Raw genomic sequence first — 20,453 nt, forward strand, 5'->3', positions numbered from 1 at the left:
GGACAAGGAGCTTGTCGATGTTGATCAAGAACGCTCGCATCGTGACGCGAGACGAAGTATTCATCGGAGTCGTGCAAATCGAAGGCGGCACGATCCGCGAGCTGGCGCACGGCACGACGTCGGCGCCCGGCGCGCAAGACTGGGACGGCGACTATCTGCTGCCGGGCCTGATCGAGCTGCACACCGACAACCTCGAAAAGCACCTGTCGCCGCGCCCCGGCGTGATCTGGAACACCGACGCCGCATTCGTGATCCACGATGCCCAAGTGGCCGCAGCCGGCATCACCACCGTGTTCGACGCGCTCGCGATCGGCTCGATGAGCACCTCCAAGCTGCGCGGACGCGATATCCAGACGTCGTGCGCGCAGGCGCTGCAGCGCTTCTCCGAACGCAACCTGCTGCGCGCCGAGCACTTCCTGCATCTGCGCTGCGAGATCGGCACGGCGGACGTCGTCGAGATTTTCGATTCGTTGTCCGCGCATCCATTGCTGCGGCTCGCCTCGGTGATGGACCACACACCCGGGCAACGCCAGTGGCACGACAAGGAGCAATGGCGCAAGTACCACGAACGCAACGGCAAGTGGACCGACGAGCACATGGCCGCCGCGCTCGCGGAGCTCACCACCGACCAGGAACGCTTCGCCATCGCGCACCGCCGGGAGATCGTCGCGCGCTGCAAGGCGCTCGGCCTGCCTGTCGCGAGCCACGACGACACGGTCGCCGAACACGTCGAGGAAGCCGCGGCCGAAGGCGTCGCGATCTCCGAATTTCCGACCACCCACCTCGCCGCGGCCGCCGCGCACAAGCTCGGCATCGCCACCGTCATGGGCGCGCCGAACATCGTGCGCGGCGGTTCGCACTCGGGCAACGTATCGGCGCTCGAACTCGCGCGCTCGGACTTGCTCGACATCCTCTCCTCCGACTATGTGCCGTCGAGCCTCCTCACCGCCGCTTTCGAACTCGTCGACAAAGCGGGCTGGACGCTGCCGCGGGCGGTCGGCACGGTATCGGCGGAACCGGCGCGCGCCGCGGGCCTTCACGACCGCGGCGCAATCGAGCCCGGCCTGCGCGCGGACTTCCTGCGCGTGACGATGCACGACACGCTGCCGGTGCCGCGCGCCACGTATCGCGCGGGTGAACGGATCGTTTGACGGCGCAAAAAGCGCGTAAAAACAGGCATTTGGCGCACTCAAAGCGCTTAGGCAACCATTCTTGGAGGGTCTTTCGCCTAGAGGTTGCGTTCGGCCGCCATCCGGTGTTCTACTAGCGGCGCCATATTTTTGGCTTGGTATGCTGTGCCGCGCTGCTAGCCGCCCGGCCGGCAGCCGTAATAACCGTTCTGGCAAACCGTTGCGCCGGAAAGGCCTCGAAGCGGCACAATCGCATTCGAGGCCGAACGAACCCCTCCGAGGAGTAAAAATGAAAAAGCTGTTAGCCGCCTTGACCATCTCGCTGCTCGCCGTTTCCGCCGCAGGCGTCGCTCAAGCCAAGGACTGGACCACGATCCGTTTCGGCGTCGATGCGAGCTACCCCCCGTTCGAATCGAAGGGCTCCGACGGCAAGCTGGTCGGCTTCGATATCGACCTCGGCAATGAAATCTGCAAGCGCGTGAACGCGAAGTGCGTCTGGGTCGAAAACGACTTCGACGGCATGATCCCGGCATTGAAGGCGAAGAAGTTCGACGGCGTGCTGTCGTCGATGTCGATGACGCCGCAACGCGAAGAGCAGATCGCGTTCTCGTCGAAGCTCTTCAACACGCCGACGCGTCTCGTCGCGAAGAAGGGTTCGGGCATCATGCCGACGGCGGAATCGCTGAAGGGCAAGTCGGTCGGCGTCGAGCAAGGCACGATCCAGGAAACGTACGCGAAGGCCCACTGGGAGTCGGCGGGCGTGAAGGTCGTCCCGTACCAGAACCAGGACCAGGTTTATGCCGACTTGCTGTCGGGTCGTCTTGACGGCGCGCTGCAAGACGCCGTGCAAGCCGACATCGGCTTCCTGAAGACCCCGCGCGGCGCGGGCTTCGCCTTCGCCGGCGGCGACCTGGACGATCCGAAGACGCTCGGCAACGGCGCCGGCATCGGTCTGCGCAAGGAAGACACCGACCTGAAGGCGAAGATCGACAAGGCCATCGCCGACATGATCAAGGACGGCACGTACAAGAAGATCGAAAAGAAGTACTTCGACTTCGACGTGTACGGCGGCTAATCCGCGACGGCGCGGGACGCTCCCGCGCCTTTCGTTGTGGGATGTGCAAGCGAAAAAGGCTCCGTGTTGCGCGGGGCCTTTTTTGTTTGCCCATCGAGGTCCGCAGTCCGCGCGCCGTCGAGGCCGCGTTGTTGAGTCCACGCTGTTGAATCCGGCCAGCCGCCCCCGCGCAGCCTATCGCGAAGTACAATCGCCTGAGACCTATTTTCCCGTCATCGCGCCCGCATGACCTCCGGCGCGCAAACAAAATCATGCAAACACACACCCATCCGTTGATCGCCCCCGCGCTCGGCACCGAGCGTCATCTGACGAGCTTCCACTACGGCCCCTCCGGCGGGCAAAAGATCTACATCCAGTCCTCGCTGCACGCGGACGAACTGCCGGGCATGCTGGTAGCGTGGGCGCTGCGCAAGCGGCTCGCCGCGCTCGAAGCCGCGGGCAAGCTGCGCGGCGAAATCGTCGTCGTGCCGGTGCCGAATCCGATCGGCCTCAATCAGCATTTGCTCGGCCAGATGCTCGGCCGCTTCGAAACGGGCACCGCGAGCAATTTCAACCGCAACTTCCACGATCTCGCCGCGCTCGTCATGCCGCGCATCGAAGGCCGCCTGACCGACGACGCGCAGCAAAACCTCATCGCCGTGCGCCAGGCGATGCGCGAAGCGCTTAACGAGCAGACGCCGAACACCGAGCTCGAATCGCAGCGCCTCGCGCTGCAGCGCCTGTCCTACGATGCCGACGTCGTGCTCGATCTGCATTGCGACTTCGAAGCTGCGATGCACCTCTACACGAACCCCGATTTGTGGCCCGAAGTCGAGCCGCTCGCGCGCTACCTCGATTCGAAGGCGTCGCTGCTCGCGCTCAATTCGATCGGCAATCCGTTCGACGAGATTCACAGCTTCTGCTGGTCCGAGCTGCGCGCGCGCTTTGGCGACCGCTATCCGATTCCGAACGGCTCGATCTCGGTGACGATCGAGCTGCGCGGCCAGGGCGACGTCACGTATGCGTTCGCCGAGCGCGACGCGCACGCGATCGTCGAATACCTGACGCATCGCGGCGTGATCGACGGCACGCCCGCCCCGCTGCCCCAGCTCGAATTCGCGGCCACGCCGCTCGCCGGCACCGAGCCGCTGCTCGCGCCGATTTCGGGCGTGCTCGTGTTCCGCGCGCCGGTGGGCGTGTGGGTCGAGCCGGGCCAGGAGATCGCCGATATCGTCGATCCGCTGACCGACCGCGTCGTCACGATCTCGAGCAGCATTTCCGGCGTGCTGTACGCGCGGCACCGCGCGCGCTTTGCGACCGCCGGGCTCGAAATTGCGCGCATCGCGGGCGCGACGCCGTACCGGACGGGCTCGCTGCTGTCGAATTAAGCGAGCGCGGCGCGCGGAGAGCAGCCAAGCTGCCCTCCGCGCGCCTGCGTCTCGGGGCTCGACGGCATTTGATGGCGCCCCCTCAAAGCGCCGGCACGATCGCCCCGTTGAACTGTTTGTCGATGTACTGCCGCACGTCGTCCGACTCATACGCGGCCACCCGCTTCTCCACCCAAGGCTTGTTCCTGTCGCCTTCGCGCACCGCGATTAGATTCGCGCCCCTTCACATCCTCAATCGCAATCGCGTCCTTCGTCGACGATAAACCCGCCTTCACTGCCAACGGATATGACCCGGCGGCTGCCTCTCACTGCCCCTCCGAACAGCCGATTGTTGCAGCCGCACAACAAATCCCTGCCGTTCCCTTGCTGTCATCTAGCTTTCGTTTTCGTCCGATAAATTGCCGCCCGTCCTGCGATTCCGCGCCAAGACGGGAAGCCGGGCTCTTACCTTCAAAAACGGAGCATTTGTGAAAAAGAAAATCATCGCCGCCGCTACCATTACAACGATCGCGGGGACCGCACATGCACAAAGCAGCGTCACGCTGTACGGCTTGATCGATGCGGGTATCAGCTACGTGAACAACAGCACGCAGACCAGCACCAAGAGCGGCAGCAAGCTCTACAAGTACGACGACGGCGTCGCACAAGGCAGCCGCTGGGGCCTGCGCGGCACGGAAGACCTGGGCGGCGGCCTGAAGGCACTCTTCGTGCTCGAAAACGGCTTCAACAGCGGCAACGGCACGCTGGGCCAAGGCAGCTCGGAATTCGGCCGCCAGGCGTACGTCGGCATCTCGAAGGACAGCATCGGCTCGTTCACGCTCGGCCGTCAGTACTCGTTCTCGACCGACTATCTCGGCGGCAACTACTCGAACGGCGGCAACACCGTTGCGGGCAACTACGGCTATCACATCAACGACGTCGACCAGCTCACGTCGAGCCGCATCAGCAACTCGGTCAAGTTCACGAGCGCCAACTTCGCGGGCCTGACGTTCGGCGCGATGTACGGCTTCTCGAATCAGGCCGGCGCGTTCTCCGGTGCGGCCGGCAGCTCGTCGCGCGCGTATAGCTTCGGCGCGAACTACGCGACGGGTGCGTTCTCCGTCGGCACGGCCTATACCGACATTCGCTTCCCCGCAGCCGCGACGCCCGCGGCGTTCTCGACGAACCTCGCCAACATCACGCTCGGCTCGACGGCCAATCCGATTCGCGACCTGCACACGGTCGGCCTCGGCGGCCGCTACATCCTCGGCCCGGCAACGCTGTGGGCCCTGTGGACGAACACGCACATCGAGCCGATCTCGGGTGCGCAGACGACGTTCAACGCCTATGAAGCAGGCGGCAAGTACGCGTTCACGCCGGCTCTGACGGCCGGCCTCGGCTACACGTACATGAAGGTGTCGGACGCGTTCTCCGGCCACTGGAACCAGATCGACGCGAGCGTCGACTACGCGCTCAGCAAGCGCACCGATGTGTACCTGCTGACCGTCTATCAGAAGGCGTCGGGCAACCTCACCGGCACGACGACGCCGATTCAGGCGCAGATCGGCGATTCGGCTTCGTCGTACTTCGGTACGTCGGGCACGAACTCGACCAATCAAGTCGCTGTGCGCGTCGGTATCCGTCACAAGTTCTAAAGCGATATCGCCGCTGCTGGTTTTCGGTAGCGGTTGATCATTGCGAAAAGCGCAACGCCCCGCGGATTTCTTAGCGGGGCGTTGCGCTTCAAAGCATTCCTGCACGTGTGTGCAGAGCCTTGCAACCGCGCGGGTGAGTGCGGGCCGCAAAGCGACAGCTCGTTTTAAGTTTGGCTTAATTCTTGGCTGCGACTATGCATCCCATACCACCCCTGTTCAGCCGCCGTAGCTTAGGCGGCATTTTTTTATCCCTCTCACGCAGCGCGCCGCCACAGGCAGCGCCACACGCAAACGGGAGCGACCATGATCGAAGACGCGGTATTCAAGCATCTGCGTACGATGCTCAAGAGCGAGCACAAGCTGCCGGTTCAGAGCTGCCGAGTGTCGATGCCCGTGCAACGTCCGTGGAGCCGGCCGTATCGCCTCGTCGAATGGACCACGCATGGCGACGTCCCGTCGTACCGGTGCGTCGTGCCGGCGGAAAGCACCGATGCGGACATCGCCCGCGTCGTGGCGAGCCACGTGCCGGGACGCCTCTACACCAGCGAGCCGATTTAAGGCTTCGCGCCGCCGTCGCGCGGCGCCCGCCGTTTCCAGCCAACGCCATGGTGCGACCATACGTCACAGCGCGTAGGCCGCGCTGGGCGCATCGCCGCAGAGTCTGATACGCTGCGCGCTTTCAACCCTGCATCTCCGGTCGATGGAAAACGCTTTTAACGAGCGCGGCGTCACGATCACCCGCAACGGCCTCAGCGCAGCCGGACAAGTCTTCGCGCTGCGCGAGATTCGCAGCACTCGGATCTTGACGATCCAGAAGAACAAGGCGTTCCCGTTCACGCTATCCCTCATCGGCCTCGCCGGCGCGGTGGCCGGCGGCATGTTCCGCTCGGGCGCGGGACTGACGCTCGGCGTCATGATGATCGTCGTCGGCGTGCTCGCGTGGTTCACGCAGGACATCACCCACCGCTTGATCGTCGACACGCCGAACGGCGAACGCGAGGCCCTCTCCAGCCCGGACCTCGAGTTCGTGAAGCACGTAGACCTGGTTCTGCGGCAGGCGATCGAAAATCTGGCGGCGCGTGCTTGAATGGCGCGAACGCGCGAAGTGAAAAGCGCGTGAGCTCTGTCCATCTCCGCTTGGCTGCACCGCATTGACAAAAAATTAACGCGCTCGTGCGGAGCCTTTGCGCGCGGTTTAGCTGTGCGAGGCTACAGTGGACTCGTCACAACAACGAACGCCGGCCCGTCTCGCGCCAGCGCTTAAGCCATGTTTCAGTCGTCTGCCGATTACTTTGCACCCGCTGCGCCACGTATCGCCCGTCCGGTCCGCGCGCGCATGCCGGAACGGCTCGTCTCCTATGTCTCGATCGACGTCACGGTGCCCGGCAACGCGTCGAGCGCCGGCCGCCGCGCCTTGCACCAGGCGCTCGGAGACGACCTGCGTCTCTATGTCGTCACGATGGACAAGCTGCGCGATTGCGTGACATTCCGCATCGAAGTCACGTCCCGCCCGCTCGATGACGTGATCGCCGCCCTCACCCGCACACTCGCACGGGCCACGCTCGGCCGCGCGGTCACGACGAAAATTCGCCGCCCTCGGCACGGCTGACGTCGCACGCGGCGTCACGTGCCCTTCGATCCGCGCGAGCGCCGCGTCGATCCGCACTAGCTGACATCGACCGGCTTCACGTGCCAGATGTCGTGGGCATACTCCGCAATCGTGCGGTCCGACGAAAACTGCCCCATGCCCGCGACGTTTTCGATCGCGCTCTCGGTCCATTGGCGCGGCTCGCGGAAACGCGCATCGACCGCGTCCTGCGCCTCCGCAAACGCAGCGAAATCGGCGAGCACCATGTAGTGGTCGCCCCAATCGACGAGCGTATGGAAGATGTCCGAGAAGCGACGCGGATCGTCCGGCGAGAAGTAGCCGGTGCGGATCTGGTCGAGTGCGAGGCGCAGCTCCGCATTCTCCTCGTAGATCTGCCGCGGCCGATAGCCGGTTGCGCGCAAGTCGTCGACCTGTTCCGCCGTGTGGCCGAAGATGAAGATATGGTCGCGCCCCACCGCGTCGCAGATCTCGATGTTCGCGCCATCCATGGTGCCGACCGTCAGCGCGCCGTTCAGCGCGAGCTTCATGTTGCCGGTACCCGACGCCTCCGTGCCCGCCATCGAAATCTGCTCCGACAGATCGGCCGCCGGAATCACGAGCTCGGCCACGCTCACGCCGTAGTTCGGCACGAACACGACCTTGAGCTGGTCGCCGATGAGCGGATCGTTGTTGACCTTCTCGCCCACGTCGTTGATCAGCTTGATGACGGTCTTCGCCATCTTGTACGCCGACGCGGCCTTGCCCGCGAAGATCACGACGCGCGGCACCCAATCGCGCTCGGGCTCGGCGCGGATGCGGTTGTAGCGCACGATCACGTGCAGCACGTTGAGCAGTTGCCGCTTGTACTCGTGGATACGCTTGACCTGCAGATCGAACAGCGCATCGGGATGCACCATGATGCCGGTGTCGTGCATCAGCCGATGCGCGAGACGGATCTTGTTGCGGCGCTTCGCAGCGCGGAATTCGGATGAAAACGCCGCGTCGCTCTTGAGCGCGCGCAGCTTGCTCAACTCGAACAAGTCGCGGCGCCAATGCGTGCCGATATGCTGGTCGATCAGCGCCGACAGCGGCGGGCTCGCCTGCGCGAGCCAGCGCCGCGGCGTGATGCCGTTCGTCACGTTGGTGAAGCGCGCGGGGAACATATGCGCGAAATCCTTGAAGAACTCGCGCGCCATCAGTTGCGAGTGCAGCTTCGAGACGCCATTCACCTTCTGACTCGCGACGATCGCCAGATGCGCCATGCGCACGCGCCGCTGGCCGTACTCATCGACGAGCGAAATGCGGCGGATCACGTCGACATCGTGACCGAAGTGCGCGCTCGCGTCCTTCAGGAATTCGGCGTTGATGTCGAAGATGATTTCGAGGTGGCGCGGCAGCAGGCGCGCCAGCATTTCGACGTCCCACGTTTCGAGCGCCTCGGGCATCAGCGTGTGATTCGTGTACGAGAACACCTGCTGCACGAGCTTCCACGCGCGATCCCACGGCACATGGTGGATATCGACCAGGAGCCGCATCAGCTCGGGAATCGCGAACACGGGGTGGGTGTCGTTCAGGTGGATCGCCACCTTCTCGGCGAAGCGCCCGAACGTGCTGTGCGTGCGCTGGTAGCGGCGAATCAGATCCTGCATCGTCGCCGACACGAAGAAGTACTCCTGGCGCAAGCGCAGCTCGCGTCCCGCGGGGGTTGAATCGTCAGGGTAAAGCAAGCGCGAAACGTTCTCGGAGGTCTCCTTCGCTTCGACGGCGCGACGGTAATCGCCCTGATTGAACGCCGACAGATCGAGCTCCTCCGTCGCGCGCGCGGACCACAGCCGCAACGTGTTCGTCGCGCTCGTGGCGAAGCCGGGGATCACCGTATCGTAGGCCATCGCGTTGACGTGCTCGGTCTCGATCCATTGGACGTGGCCGTCGCGTTCGATCGTTCGTCCTCCGAAGTGAACCATGTACTGCACTTCGGGACGCGGAAACTCCCAAGGGTTGCCCGCGCGCAGCCAGTAATCGGGCGTCTCGACCTGCTCCCCGGCGATGATCTTCTGCCGGAACATGCCGTATTCGTAGCGGATGCCATAGCCGAAGCCGGGAATCGCGAGCGTCGCCATCGAGTCGAGAAAGCACGCAGCGAGCCTGCCCAAGCCGCCGTTGCCGAGCGCGGCGTCGGGTTCGAGTTCGGCAGCGGCTTCCATGTCGACACCGAGTCCCGCGAGCGCTTCCTTCATCTGATCGTAGATGCCGAGCGCGAGCAACGCGTTGGTAAACGTCCGGCCGATCAGGAACTCCATCGACAGGTAGTAGACGCGCTTGACGTCCTGCTCATACTGGTGGCGCGTGGTCTTCATCCAGCGCGCGACGAGCCGGTCGCGCACGGCGAGCGCCGCGGCATTGAGCCAGTCTTGGGGGCGGGCGGTGGCAGCGTCTTTGCCGACGCCGTACATCAGGCGGTTGGAGATGGAGCGCCGCAGCGCATCGACGGTACTGTTGAGCTGGTCGAATTCCAGGTCGACGGCTGTCATCGGAACCTCCTTGTGAGCGCTTGCGGCGCGTGGCTAGGCACGCGCCGCAAAAGCGAGGGACACAGACAAGGGAATAAACAGGTTACGCCATTTTCCGCAGATTCGGCGACAGCGCCACGACACTTGCGCGCTGTTACATCCGATGCGCCGCGCTGGTGCGTACCGGCGCGCGCAGGCTGTCGATGTCGCCGCTTCACGCCTAGTATAGAAACGTGAAAAGCAGCGCACTCGCGCGCAGGCGGCGCCCCGCCGCTTGCGCGGCGACGGCTGTACGCGCGCCATACGTTCAAAGGGAGGCCGCCATGAACACGCATTCGACGCTAGGCATGATTCACGCCCAGGAACTGCTGATGATCTCGCTGATCCGCTCGCTGCCCCCGGAGATGCGCCGCAAGGCCGCCGACGAATTTCAAGCTCAGGTCGAGTTGTCGGAGTTGCCGCACCTCAGTTCGTCGAGCGAGCGCGAAACGGTTGACGCGTTCAAGGCGCATGTTAGACATCTGTCGATTCTGCTCTCCTCGTTTTCGTGATTGGGTCGTTTGATTGCCGCTGCCGCCGGTGCTCGCGGGGGGCTGGCGGGGCTGACCGTTAGTTGCGATATTGGCCGTATTTGACGGCGTTCGGAGAGCCGTTCGTCGAAGCCGAAGGCCGAAGCAGGCAGTGGAGACGCCCGAAACCATCTCTTCGCTGCCCCCTTTGCTGGAGAGCCAGTAAAGGGGGCTAACGTCAATTACGGCGTTCCGTTCTTGCAATACGTTGCGAAGCCGGGGCGATCGGCAAGGCGGTCGAAATACTCGGACACCGCAGGAAGATGGGGATGCTCAAAAGGCGTGCTGAACCAGCGATTCACGGACAACCCGATAGGAATGTCGGCGAGTGTGAACGGCTCCCCGGCAACGAACGCGCCTGTGGCATCAAGTCGACGATCCAGTACGCGCATGTGTCGGGTCCAGCTTGCGAGCGACGTTGCGATTTCGTCTTGCGCCTGATGCGCGGGCGATTTTCTGACCAATGCGAGAAATGCGTAGCTCCAAGACCGATTCAGGTCCGTTGCCTGCCAGTCCATCCACTGATCGACCCGTGCCCGCTTAGTTGGCTCGGTTGGATAAAGCGCTTCACCACCGTAGCGAGAAACCAGATAGCGAATGATGGAGTTCGACTCCCAAAGCACGAAGTCACCGTCCTTGATGACGGGCACAAGTCCATTGGGATTCAACGATAGAAACTCGGGGGTGTCGGTTTCCCTGAAGCCCGTCCCCCAGTCCTCGCGCTCGAAGGGAATGTTCAACTCGGCGCACGCCCAGAGCACTTTGCGGACGTTGATAGAAGACGCTTTTCCGAGAATTTTTAGCATGCGAGGCTCCGATAGCTTGCCAGCAACCCATCAAGGCAAAAATTTGGGTGCAATGCGCGGCCCCTCTCAAGAAGGGTCTCGCTGTATTGGCTGCAAAACAAACTATTCGAATACCGGCCGAAAGAAACTGCGCTCGTAGCTGATGATGCATTGCGTCTCTTGCGCGTACTTGAACGCGGCTTGGCAATCCGGATCGTCCATCGACTTCTGACGATACTGCTCATACGCGGCAAGCGACGGAAACGAGAACAGAGCCAGCGCGATATTGTTCGCGCCCTCGGACGGCATGAAATACCCGTGATGCTGACCGCCAAAGCGCTCGACGAGCGGAATCCACATGCGTCCGTAGTGCTCGAATTCCTTCAGCTTGGCGGGATCGACGACATAGCGCAGATAGCAGGTGATCACGGTCACTCCTGGTTCGGTTGGGATGTGCAGCTTAACGCACACAACTGAAATCAAACCCGCGATCGCCCCTTTGCAAGCCAATCAAGAACCGCCCGAAAGCCAATTGGAAAGCGCCTTCTGCACGATCTCTGCGACTCTGCAACAATCGCTGGTGCGCCGCAGCATCGCTTCGATTCGGCGCACGCCCGCCCACGCCTCAAGACGCTCAATCGTGCAGAACAACATCCCTCCGAACGCCGCGGCGAACGCGGCCCGCGCGCCAGCCGGCCTCCCTGTCGATACCCCGATGAGCGCGCGCGACCGCCGCGCGATCGTCGCGATCATGCTCGCGGTCGCGCTCGCCACGCTCGATACCGCGATCGCCAACACCGCCTTGCCGACGATCGCCGTCGACCTTCACGCCTCCCCTGCCGCGTCGGTCTGGATCGTCAACGCGTATCAGCTCGCGATGGTCGCCACGCTGCTGCCGCTCGCGGCGCTCGGCGACATCGTCGGCCACCGGCGCATCTATATCGCGGGTGTCGCGATCTTCACGGGGGCATCGCTGGTCTGCGGGCTCGCCTCGTCGCTGCCGACGCTCGCCGGCGCGCGCGTGCTGCAAGGGCTCGGCGCGAGCGCAATCATGAGCGTCAATATCGCGCTGATCCGCTTCATCTATCCGCCGCACCGGCTCGGGCGCGGCGTCGGGATGAATGCGCTCATCGTCGGCGTGTCGTTCGCCGTGGGGCCGACCGTGGCGTCACTGATCCTGTCGGTCGCCAATTGGCCGTGGCTGTTCGCCGTGAACGTGCCGATCGGAATCGCAGCGCTCGCGTTCGGGTTGTCGTCGCTGCCGCAGACGCCGCGTGGCAAGCACCAATTCGATGTCGGCGCGGCGCTTTTGAACGTCGTCACGTTCGCGGCGCTGATCCTCGCGCTCGGCGGCGCCGCGCAGCGCGCCGACACGCGCTTCGTGCTCGCGGCCGCGGCGGTCACGCTCGTGTTCGGCTGGATGCTGATCCGGCGCGAAGCGGGACACCCCGCGCCGATGCTGCCCGTCGATCTGTTCAAGCGGCCGGTGTTCACGCTATCGGCGCTCACCGCGGTCTGTTCGTTCGCGGCGCAAGGGCTCGCGTTCGTATCGCTGCCGTTCTATTTCGAGGGCATCCTGCACCGCACGCAAGTCGAGACCGGTTTCCTGATGACGCCGTGGCCCGTCGTCGTCGCGCTGGCCGCGCCGATCGCAGGGCGTCTCTCCGACCGCTATCCGCCAGGGCTGCTCGGCGGCATCGGGCTCGCGATCTTGTCGGCGGGGATGGCGTCGCTCGCGCTGTTGCCGGTGCATCCGCCCGTGGCCGATATCGTCACGCGGATGGCGATTTGCGGCGCGGGCTTCGGCTTTTTCCAATCGCCGAATCTCAAGGCGCTGATGTCGAGCGCGCCGCCCGAGCGCAGCGGTGGCGCGAGCGGGATCATCGCGACGTCGCGGCTCATCGGGCAAGCGACCGGCGCGGCGCTCGTCGCGTTGGGTTTCGGGATTGCGGGCCGGCATGGCCCGACGCTCGCGCTGGCGGCGGGCGCCGTGTTCTCAGGCTTGGCCGCCGTGGCGAGCAGCCTGCGTCTCTTCGCGGCGGACCATCGCGCGGGACGGCAGGCGCGCTAGCGGCATGTGATGCGCTTATTGCGCGAAATAGCCCTTCACTGCCGCAACGAACGTATCGATATCGTCGCGCGTCACATCGCGATGCGTGACGAAGCGCGACGCGTACAGCATCTGCGTGAGGATGCCGCGCTCCTTGAGCCAAGCCTCGAGCGGCGCGCAATGCTCTTGCGGAAACTGCACGAACACCATGTTGGTCGCCTGCGATTGAACGCGGACTTGCTCGATCTGCGCGAGCCCGCGCGCGAGATGCTCGGCGTTTGCATGATCTTCGGCGAGACGCTCGACGTTGTGCTCGAGCGCATACAAGCAAGCCGCCGCCAGCACGCCCGACTGCCGCATGCCGCCGCCCAGCATCTTGCGCCAGCGGCGCGCGCGTTCGAGCAACGCGCGGCTCCCGACGAGCACCGAGCCGACCGGCGCGGCCAATCCCTTCGAAAAGCAGATCGAGGTCGAATCGAACGGCGCACACAACTCGGCGACCGGCCGCCCCGACGCGACCGCCGCGTTGAACACGCGCGCACCGTCCAGATGCGTCGCGAGCCCGCGGCTCTTCGCGAACGCCGTGGCCTCCGCCACGTAGCCGGCCAGCAGCACCTTGCCGCCGATCGAGTTCTCGAGCGCGAGCAGACGCGTGCGCGCGAAGTGATCGTCGATCGGCTTGATCGCGGCCGCAATCTTGTCGATCGGCAGCGAGCCGTCGGCGGCGTTCTCGATCGGCTGGGGCTGGATGCTGCCGAGCACCGCCGCGCCGCCGCCTTCGTATTTGTAGGTGTGGGCGAGCTGGCCGACGATGTACTCGTCACCGCGCTCGCAATGCGACATCAGCGCCGCGAGATTGCTTTGCGTGCCGCTCGGAAAAAAGAGGCCGGCTTCCTTGCCCGTGCGCTCGGCAACGGCTGCCTGCAGGCGGATGACGGTCGGGTCGTCGCCCCAGACGTCGTCGCCGGTTTCGGCGGCGCTCATCGCGGCAAGCATGGCGGGGCTGGGACGAGTAACGGTATCGCTGCGGAGGTCGATCATGTGGCACTTCCTGTGGATGGCGATGAACGCGATCGCTTCGTCCGCGATCGCAAAGGCTGCAGCGCAGCGGCGCGGAAGGCCGCTGCGCGTCTCGATGCGCGCAAGCTAGGAAGTGTACGCAATTTCGCGCCGCGCGTTTGGCGACGACGCGTTTGCGGCGGCGAAGTCTCGCGAAACGAGGTGTGCCGCGCGGCGAACTTGTCAGTCGGCCTCAGCCGCCCGCTCGCGGCAAGTAGTTGAGCGGATCGACCGGCGTGCCGTCGCGGCGGATTTCGAATTCGATGGTGCCGCGGCCGCTGGCGTCGGTGGCCATCTCCCCGATCTGCTGCCCGGCGCGCACCGCATCGCCTTCGTTCACGAGCAGCTTGCCCGCGTGTCCGTAAGCGGAGACGAGATTATCGTTGTGCTTGATGACGATCAGCGGCCCATATTCCGGAATCCCCGTGCCGACATAGACGACACGCCCATCCGCCGCCGCCGTCACCGCTTCGCCTGGTGCGCCCGCGATCACGATCCCTTTCGACTTGCCCGCCTCGAACCGCACGACGACCGCACCGCGCGCGGGCCAAGAGAAGTGAATCGGCGCGGTTCCAGTTGGCGATTGTCCCGGCGCACCGCCGGCAGCCGGCGGCGCAACCGATGCTACGACCGGCGGCGCCACGCGCAGCACCTGCCCCGGCACGACTGGCGCGTTCACCGGCATGCGGTTCCAGCTCGCGAGTTCCTGCGGGCGCTGGCCGTAGGCAGCGGCGATGCTCGCAAGCGTGTCGCCGGCATTCACGCGGTAGTAGCCGGCTGCGACGGGCGCAGGCGCGGGGCGCGGGGCGAACGTGTCGTTCCACGGCGTGGTCGTACAGCCGCCGATCACGGCCGCGCCCGCGAGAAGCAGCGCTGTTCGTGCCAGTGCGCGGTGTCCGCGCGCGAAGAAGCTAGTCGTTTTCATGTTTGCCCCCTATCCACGAATAATCTTAATGAAGCCAGCTCGGTGACCATGCGCCGAGTATGGTAACCGCCTGGCACATTTGTGCGGCGCGTCCGCGCTGGTGCATTTGCTTAATGGCGCCGGGGCGAAAGCCGGTGCAAGAATGACACCTGGCACGCCGGTTGGTTCGAAAGCCGACGCGAGTCCGGGTGTTGTGTCTCTGCGCGGGATCAGCATGCGGAGGCGAGAGCATGCAAGAAAAATTCGACGCCACCAAGACGGGGCGCACAAATAGAAACTGGCTCGCGCTTCTACCCTTGCGGGAGAGCGGCGAGCCAGTCGGGCCTGCCTACTGCTTCGCACAGCTTACGGATGACTTACTGCCTCATCCGCCTTTCAACTGCATGACAGTCAGCGATTAACGGCCGAAGTACAGCGGATGCACGCCGTCGACATTCATCGGACGAGCGATTGCGCCCGATTGCGTCGCACCGCCGGTGCTGCCGCCGTAACCGCTGGTATCGGCAACCGCCTGGACTTGAGCACCGTTTTGCGCGTTCACGCGGGCTTCGGCAGCCTGGATGTCAGCCGGATAGTACGGGTTGTGCGCGGCGGGGTTGAAACCGGCTTGCTCGACCTTCACGAGATCGGCCTTCACTTCAGCGCGGGTAACCGGCTGTTGGTTCGATTGCGCAAACGAAGCGACAGGAGCAGCGAAGACGGCAGCAGCAGCGACGACAGCATAAACGAGCGATTTCATGACCTACCTCCGAGATTTTTTGGTTCACCGCAAACCACATGTCTGCAGCGATTGACGAAAGTCTAGTCCTCGGATTGCCTAGGGAAAACCCCGATTTCACAGAAACAGTTTTCACGAATCCGCAACAATTGAGACCTCAATACCCTCTTTACGATTGCGTTTATGAGTAATCGACGCTCGTTTTCGTGGAGCCGTCGAATAAAAACCGGGGCGGACCCGCCGTTCGGCAAATCCGCCCCGCATGGCTTGCTCGGTCGTGCTGCGACGCCGCGAGAATCAGGACCAGTTGGCGTGGAAACTCCCCGCGCGGTCGATGCGCTCGAACGTGTGGGCGCCGAAGAAGTCGCGCTGCGCCTGAACCAGATTCGCGGGCAGGCGTTCCGAGCGATAGCCGTCGAAATACGCGATCGCCGACGCAAACGCCGGCACCGGCACGCCGGACGCCACCGCCGAGGTCACCACGTCGCGCAAAGCGGACTGGTAGTTCGCCGCGATTTCGCTGAAATACGGATCGAGCAGCAGGTTCGCGAGCGCCGGATCTTTTGCGTAGGCATCGGTGATCTTCTGCAGAAAGCGCGCGCGGATGATGCAGCCCGCGCGGAAGATTTTCGCGATTCCGCCGAATTCGAGATTCCAGTGGTATTCCGCCGACGCCGCGCGCAGTTGCGCAAAGCCCTGCGCGTACGAAATCACCTTGCTGAAATAGAGCGCGCGGCGCACGGCCTCGATGAACGCCGCGCGGTCGCCCGCGAACGATTTCGCAGCGGGCCCGGCGAGCACCTTGCTCGCCGCGACGCGCTCGGTCTTCAGCGACGACAACACGCGCGCGAACACCGATTCGGTGATCAGCGGCAGCGGCACGCCGAGATCGAGCGCATTCTGGCTCGTCCACTTGCCGGTGCCTTTTTGCGCGGCGCGGTCGAGGATCACGTCGACGAGATCCTGGCCGGTCTCGTCATCCTTCTTGCTGAAAATCTTCGAGGTGATTTCGATCAGATAGCTGTCGAGCTCGCCCTGGTTCCACTCGGTATAGACCTTGCCGAGCTCCGCGTTCGAAAGCCCGAGCACGTTCTTGAGCACCGAGTAGCTCTCGGCGATCAATTGCATGTCGCCGTACTCGATGCCGTTGTGGACCATCTTCACGAAGTGCCCCGCCCCGTCCGGGCCCATGTACGCGACGCACGGCTCGCCGTCCGGCGCTTTCGCGGCGATCTCGGTGAGGATCGGCGCAACCAGGTCATAAGCGTCGCGCGGGCCGCCGGGCATGATCGACGGGCCCTTGAGCGCGCCCTCTTCGCCGCCCGACACGCCGGTGCCGATGAAATGCAGCTTCGCCTTCGCGAGATCCTGATTGCGGCGGATCGTATCGGTGAAGTGCGTGTTGCCGCCGTCGATCAGGATGTCGCCCTCGTCGAGCAGCGGCTTGAGTGCCGCGATCGTGGCGTCGGTCGGCTCGCCCGCCTTGACCATCAGTAGAATGCGGCGCGGCTTTTCCAGCGATTCGACGAATTCCTCGAGCGTGTACGCCGGCACGAGCTTGCGCTCGGGGAACTCGGCGATCAGTTCGTCGGTTTTCGTGCTGCTGCGGTTGTAGACGGACACGGCATGCCCGCGACTCTCGATGTTCAGCGCCAAGTTGCGGCCCATGACCGCCAGACCGACTACGCCGATTGCTTGTTTGCTCATTTTCCAATTCTCCTGTCGACCGGAGTTGGCGCTTTAGCGCTTACTCCGGTCCCATGCCGAGGTTGCCTGAAGTTAGCGCTTCAGCGCTTACTTCAGGCCCACGGCGGTCGGTCAGAGTTAGCGCTTTAGCGCTTACTCTGACCCCATGCTGTGGATGTTTGGAGTTGGCGCTTCAGCGCCTACTCCAAGCCCGTAGCGGTCGAATCCTGTCGAAACCCGTGCTGCGCCGGTCAGCACACGGCGCAGCGACAAGGATAAAAGAAATGCGCCGCCGATGCCGTGACGGCGACACACGGCGTATGCCTCAGTGCCGCTTGTTTCCGGCTCAATCGCCGTACGCTTCCTTGCGAAACACGACGCTGAAATTGTTCGCGGGCATCGCGACGACATCGCTCAGCGTGAAGCCCTCTTGCGCCGCGAGATCCGCGACGGCCTCCATGTCGCGCACGCCCCATTCGGGGTTGCGGCTTTTCAATTGCCTGTCGAACGCATCGTTCGACTCCGCGGTGTGCGCACCGTTGCGTCGATACGGTCCGTACAAAACCAGAACGCCGCCCGCGCCGAGTACGCGCCCCGCACCCGCCATCAGCGCCTGCGCCGCAGCCCACGGGGCGATATGAATCATGTTGATGCAGACGACCGCATCCGCCGCCATGATCGGCCACGGCTCACGCATCACGTCGAGATCGAGCGGCGTGCGCAGATTCGGCAGCGCGGCGTGCGTGCGCCAGGCGTCGATCGATGCGCGCGCGTCCGGCGCTGCGTCGCTCGGCTGCCATTCGAGCTCGGGAAGCGCCGCGGAAAAGTGCACGGCGTGCTGGCCCGTGCCGCTCGCGATCTCCAGCACGAGACCGCTCGGCGGCAACACGCGCCGCAACACGGCGAGGATCGGATCGCGATTGCGCTCCGCTGCGGGTGCGCTTTGGCGCGATGTCGAGAGGGAGTCGTCCGGCACGGTGGTTGTCCTTGATCGATCGGGTGGGCGGCGTGGCTAGGCGTCGTCGCCGCTAATCCGCGTAGCGAGTGCGCTCAACACGTTGCCGCAAGGGGCCGGCACCTTCAGCGTCAACAACGCGTCCGCGCGCGTGTGACCGAGATTCACGGCCGCAATCGGCTTGCCCATCTTTTCAGCCCATACGCAAAAGCGATACCCCGAGTAGACCATCAGCGACGAGCCGACGACGAGCATCGCATCCGCTTCCTCCAGCGACGCCGCAGCCGCATCGACGCGTTCGCGCGGCACGCTTTCGCCGAAGAACACGACGGACGGCTTGAGCATCCCGCCGCAATGCGGACACGCGGGAATGCGGAAGTTATCGAGGTCGTGCCATTCGAGGTGGGCGTCGCCATCGGCGGCGGGCGCGGCGATGGCGTCGACGAGCTCGGGATTGTCGGCTTCGAGACGCGGCTGGATCGCCGCGCGCGTGTGCTCGGCGCCGCAATCGAGGCACGCGACATGGCCGATGCTGCCGTGCAGCTCGATCACATCGGCGCTGCCCGCGCGCTGGTGCAGGCCGTCGACGTTCTGCGTAACGAGGCGGCCGACGTGCCCCGCCCTTTCGAGCTTGGCGAGCGCGTGATGCGCGGCGTTCGGCTGTGCCTTGCCGACTACCGGCCAGCCGACCATGCTGCGCGCCCAATAGCGGCGGCGCGCGTGATCCGAGCCGAGGAAGTCCTGCAGTTGAATCGGTTGAGAGCGCATCCATCGGCCGTGCTCGTCGCGATAGCCGGGAATGCCGGAATCGGTGCTGATGCCGGCGCCGGTCAGCACGAAGAGGCGCGGATGGCGGCGCACGAAGTCGTGCAATGCGTCGAGCGAATCGGATGCGGCGGCTACGGGAAGCGAGTCGGACATGGCGTGACGGATCGGGTATACAACATGCCGCCGAACGGTGCGGCGGCGGGCCGGCCTATGACGGCCCCACCTAGAGCGGCCCCGCCGATTTTACGCCGCTTGGCGTGCCCGCGTGTTCTGCGCGCCTTTGCCCAACGGGAAGCGCCTTACGTCTGGAGCACCAGAGCGCGCGGCGCGAGCGCGTCGAGGTAGACCCAAGGGTAGATGCCCTGCGAGTGGCCATCGCTGAACACGAGTTGTATACCGTATCCCATCGGTTGAATGCCGAATACCGCCACCTCGTCCGCAATGGCGATCGTCCCGCCTTGCAGACGGATGCGCCGGCACGCGGAGCATGGGCAATTCGCGCGCAGCGTGGAGTCGCTGAATTCGTCCACGCGGCCATCTTGCCAATGGACCGTGAGGGTGCGCACCGTTCTGTTCAGCGCGATGCGTTGCGGAGTTTCCATCTCGGCACGCTCACCGGTTGCTCGTGTCGATCTGCGCAAGCGCGATGCGCACCGCCTTGCGGACCTCTGGGTCCGCATCCGACGCCGCTGCTTGCAACGCCGGCAACGCGCTGCGCGTGCCGATTTCGCCGAGCGCAAGCGCGGCTTCCTTGCGCAGATTGCTGATTGCGTGCGCGAGCAGCGCCGCAAGCGGTTCGCTCGCGGTCGCATCGCGCAGCTTGCCGAGCGCGCGTGCCGCTTGCAGTCGCACTTGCCAGTATTCGTCGTCGAGCGCGGCGATCAAGGCGTCGCGCGCCGGCTGCGCTTGCAGCTTGCCGAGCGTCGCCGCAGCTTCCTCGCGAACCTGCCACGCGGCGTCGCGCAACGCGCCCAACAGCGCATCGACCACCCGCGCCTCCGGTGCGTGTGCCGCGGCCGCAAACCCCAGCGCGCCGATCGCGGCACGGCGGATCTGCGCGTTCGGTTCGGTCGCGGTCAACGCCGTCAGCGCGGGCACCGCCCGCTCGTCCTTCAGCCAGCCGAGTACACCGACGGCTTCGAGACGCACCGTCGCGTCGTCATCGCTGAGGGCAAACATCGCCGGATCGAACGCGCCGGCATAGCGAAGCTCGCGAAGCGCACGCAGCACCGCGCTGCGCACGAACGCGTCGGCATGCGTGCTCCAGCGCGTGAGAATCGCACCCGATTGCGCGTGCTTCGTTTCGGCGAGACTGTGCGCCGCGGCTTCGCGAACCTCTCGTGACGGATCGACCAACGCCCCGCACAGCGCTTCGACGACGTCATCGCGTTCCCACGCGCCGAGCAGTCGCGCTGCTTCCGCGCGCACTGGATCCGCGGCGTCGTCACGCAACGCGGCGGCGATCGGCTCGATTAGACCCTCGTCTTCGAGATCGGCCAGCTCGATCAACGCAATGCGCCGCACCGCGGCATCGCTCGACGCCAGACGCGGCAGCAGTGCGGCCGCGTCTTCGTCGAGCGCGGCGGGATCGAAATTCAGGGGGCGCGCGGAATGTGTCATCGGCGTTCGCTCGA

The 20,453-nt window shown here is 64.7% G+C and carries 20 protein-coding genes and 1 pseudogene; 9 read left to right on the forward strand and 12 right to left on the reverse strand.

Features of this window, described 5'->3' with window-relative positions; all coding sequences use genetic code 11:
- Positions 1-17 precede the first annotated feature (17 nt).
- The 3 genes from FAZ95_RS34180 (at position 18) to FAZ95_RS34190 (ending at position 3,572) form a co-directional block, all read left to right on the forward strand.
- The gene (locus FAZ95_RS34180; protein ID WP_137336808.1) at positions 18-1,151 is read left to right on the forward strand and encodes an alpha-D-ribose 1-methylphosphonate 5-triphosphate diphosphatase; all 1,134 of its coding nucleotides are present in this window, start codon (positions 18-20) and stop codon (positions 1,149-1,151) included.
- A gap of 268 nt (positions 1,152-1,419) precedes the next feature.
- Complete coding sequence (locus FAZ95_RS34185; protein ID WP_137336809.1) at positions 1,420-2,205, forward strand: ABC transporter substrate-binding protein; 786 nt, start codon at positions 1,420-1,422, stop codon at positions 2,203-2,205.
- 251 nt (positions 2,206-2,456) lie between these two features.
- Positions 2,457-3,572: a succinylglutamate desuccinylase/aspartoacylase family protein gene (locus tag FAZ95_RS34190; protein WP_137336810.1), complete on the forward strand. Its 1,116-nt coding sequence runs from the start codon at positions 2,457-2,459 to the stop codon at positions 3,570-3,572.
- Positions 3,573-3,654: 82 nt separating this feature from the next.
- Here the strand turns inward: FAZ95_RS34190 and FAZ95_RS34195 are convergent.
- Positions 3,655-3,853, reverse strand: a pseudogene (locus tag FAZ95_RS34195) (MetQ/NlpA family ABC transporter substrate-binding protein); the annotation flags it as partial.
- 186 nt (positions 3,854-4,039) lie between these two features.
- Here FAZ95_RS34195 and FAZ95_RS34200 point away from each other — a divergent pair.
- The 4 genes from FAZ95_RS34200 (at position 4,040) to FAZ95_RS34215 (ending at position 6,815) form a co-directional block, all read left to right on the forward strand.
- Positions 4,040-5,206 (forward strand): porin, encoded by a 1,167-nt coding sequence (locus FAZ95_RS34200; RefSeq protein ID WP_137336811.1) that lies wholly within the window; start codon positions 4,040-4,042, stop codon positions 5,204-5,206.
- A 303-nt stretch (positions 5,207-5,509) separates the two neighbouring features.
- On the forward strand, positions 5,510-5,764 hold the full coding sequence (locus FAZ95_RS34205; RefSeq protein ID WP_137336812.1) for a DUF2866 domain-containing protein: 255 nt from the start codon (positions 5,510-5,512) through the stop codon (positions 5,762-5,764).
- Positions 5,765-5,906: 142 nt separating this feature from the next.
- Positions 5,907-6,293, forward strand: coding sequence for a DUF6232 family protein (locus FAZ95_RS34210; protein WP_137336813.1), 387 nt, complete (start codon positions 5,907-5,909; stop codon positions 6,291-6,293).
- Between the two features lie 180 nt (positions 6,294-6,473).
- Positions 6,474-6,815 carry a hypothetical protein gene (locus FAZ95_RS34215; protein ID WP_175425835.1) on the forward strand — a complete coding sequence of 114 codons (342 nt, stop codon included), beginning with the start codon at positions 6,474-6,476 and terminating at the stop codon, positions 6,813-6,815.
- Between the two features lie 56 nt (positions 6,816-6,871).
- Here the strand turns inward: FAZ95_RS34215 and FAZ95_RS34220 are convergent, their stop codons facing one another.
- Positions 6,872-9,325 carry a glycogen/starch/alpha-glucan phosphorylase gene (locus tag FAZ95_RS34220; RefSeq protein WP_137336814.1) on the reverse strand — a complete coding sequence of 818 codons (2,454 nt, stop codon included), beginning with the start codon at positions 9,323-9,325 and terminating at the stop codon, positions 6,872-6,874.
- Positions 9,326-9,627: 302 nt separating this feature from the next.
- On the opposite strand from FAZ95_RS34220, the gene FAZ95_RS34225 reads away from it, so the two are divergent.
- Positions 9,628-9,855 (forward strand): hypothetical protein, encoded by a 228-nt coding sequence (locus FAZ95_RS34225; protein WP_137336815.1) that lies wholly within the window; start codon positions 9,628-9,630, stop codon positions 9,853-9,855.
- Positions 9,856-10,055: 200 nt separating this feature from the next.
- Here FAZ95_RS34225 and FAZ95_RS34230 read toward each other — a convergent pair whose 3' ends face one another.
- Positions 10,056-10,679: a glutathione S-transferase family protein gene (locus tag FAZ95_RS34230; RefSeq protein WP_137336816.1), complete on the reverse strand. Its 624-nt coding sequence runs from the start codon at positions 10,677-10,679 to the stop codon at positions 10,056-10,058.
- 102 nt (positions 10,680-10,781) lie between these two features.
- Positions 10,782-11,087, reverse strand: coding sequence for an NIPSNAP family protein (locus tag FAZ95_RS34235; protein WP_137336817.1), 306 nt, complete (start codon positions 11,085-11,087; stop codon positions 10,782-10,784).
- Between the two features lie 286 nt (positions 11,088-11,373).
- Between FAZ95_RS34235 and FAZ95_RS34240 the strand changes: the two genes are divergently transcribed.
- Positions 11,374-12,729, forward strand: coding sequence for an MFS transporter (locus FAZ95_RS34240; protein WP_137336818.1), 1,356 nt, complete (start codon positions 11,374-11,376; stop codon positions 12,727-12,729).
- A 15-nt stretch (positions 12,730-12,744) separates the two neighbouring features.
- On the opposite strand, the gene ltaE is transcribed toward FAZ95_RS34240, so the two are convergent.
- From ltaE to FAZ95_RS34280, 8 genes are all read right to left on the reverse strand, one after another.
- Positions 12,745-13,749 carry a low-specificity L-threonine aldolase gene (gene ltaE, locus FAZ95_RS34245; protein WP_137336819.1) on the reverse strand — a complete coding sequence of 335 codons (1,005 nt, stop codon included), beginning with the start codon at positions 13,747-13,749 and terminating at the stop codon, positions 12,745-12,747.
- Positions 13,750-13,960: 211 nt separating this feature from the next.
- Positions 13,961-14,692, reverse strand: coding sequence for a peptidoglycan DD-metalloendopeptidase family protein (locus FAZ95_RS34250; RefSeq protein ID WP_137336820.1), 732 nt, complete (start codon positions 14,690-14,692; stop codon positions 13,961-13,963).
- A gap of 397 nt (positions 14,693-15,089) precedes the next feature.
- Positions 15,090-15,431 (reverse strand): DUF4148 domain-containing protein, encoded by a 342-nt coding sequence (locus FAZ95_RS34255; RefSeq protein ID WP_137336821.1) that lies wholly within the window; start codon positions 15,429-15,431, stop codon positions 15,090-15,092.
- Between the two features lie 276 nt (positions 15,432-15,707).
- Positions 15,708-17,117 carry an NADP-dependent phosphogluconate dehydrogenase gene (gene gnd, locus FAZ95_RS34260; protein ID WP_137336822.1) on the reverse strand — a complete coding sequence of 470 codons (1,410 nt, stop codon included), beginning with the start codon at positions 17,115-17,117 and terminating at the stop codon, positions 15,708-15,710.
- A gap of 325 nt (positions 17,118-17,442) precedes the next feature.
- Positions 17,443-18,072 (reverse strand): DUF938 domain-containing protein, encoded by a 630-nt coding sequence (locus FAZ95_RS34265; protein WP_137336823.1) that lies wholly within the window; start codon positions 18,070-18,072, stop codon positions 17,443-17,445.
- A 36-nt stretch (positions 18,073-18,108) separates the two neighbouring features.
- Positions 18,109-18,972 carry an NAD-dependent protein deacetylase gene (locus FAZ95_RS34270; RefSeq protein ID WP_137336824.1) on the reverse strand — a complete coding sequence of 288 codons (864 nt, stop codon included), beginning with the start codon at positions 18,970-18,972 and terminating at the stop codon, positions 18,109-18,111.
- Positions 18,973-19,118: 146 nt separating this feature from the next.
- Positions 19,119-19,421 (reverse strand): DUF971 domain-containing protein, encoded by a 303-nt coding sequence (locus FAZ95_RS34275; RefSeq protein ID WP_137336825.1) that lies wholly within the window; start codon positions 19,419-19,421, stop codon positions 19,119-19,121.
- A gap of 10 nt (positions 19,422-19,431) precedes the next feature.
- Entirely contained in the window at positions 19,432-20,439 is a 1,008-nt protein-coding gene (locus FAZ95_RS34280) for a HEAT repeat domain-containing protein (protein ID WP_137336826.1), read from the reverse strand.
- Positions 20,440-20,453 lie beyond the last annotated feature (14 nt).

This window comes from Trinickia violacea (assembly GCF_005280735.1).
In the GTDB taxonomy this organism is placed as follows: domain Bacteria; phylum Pseudomonadota; class Gammaproteobacteria; order Burkholderiales; family Burkholderiaceae; genus Trinickia_A; species Trinickia_A violacea.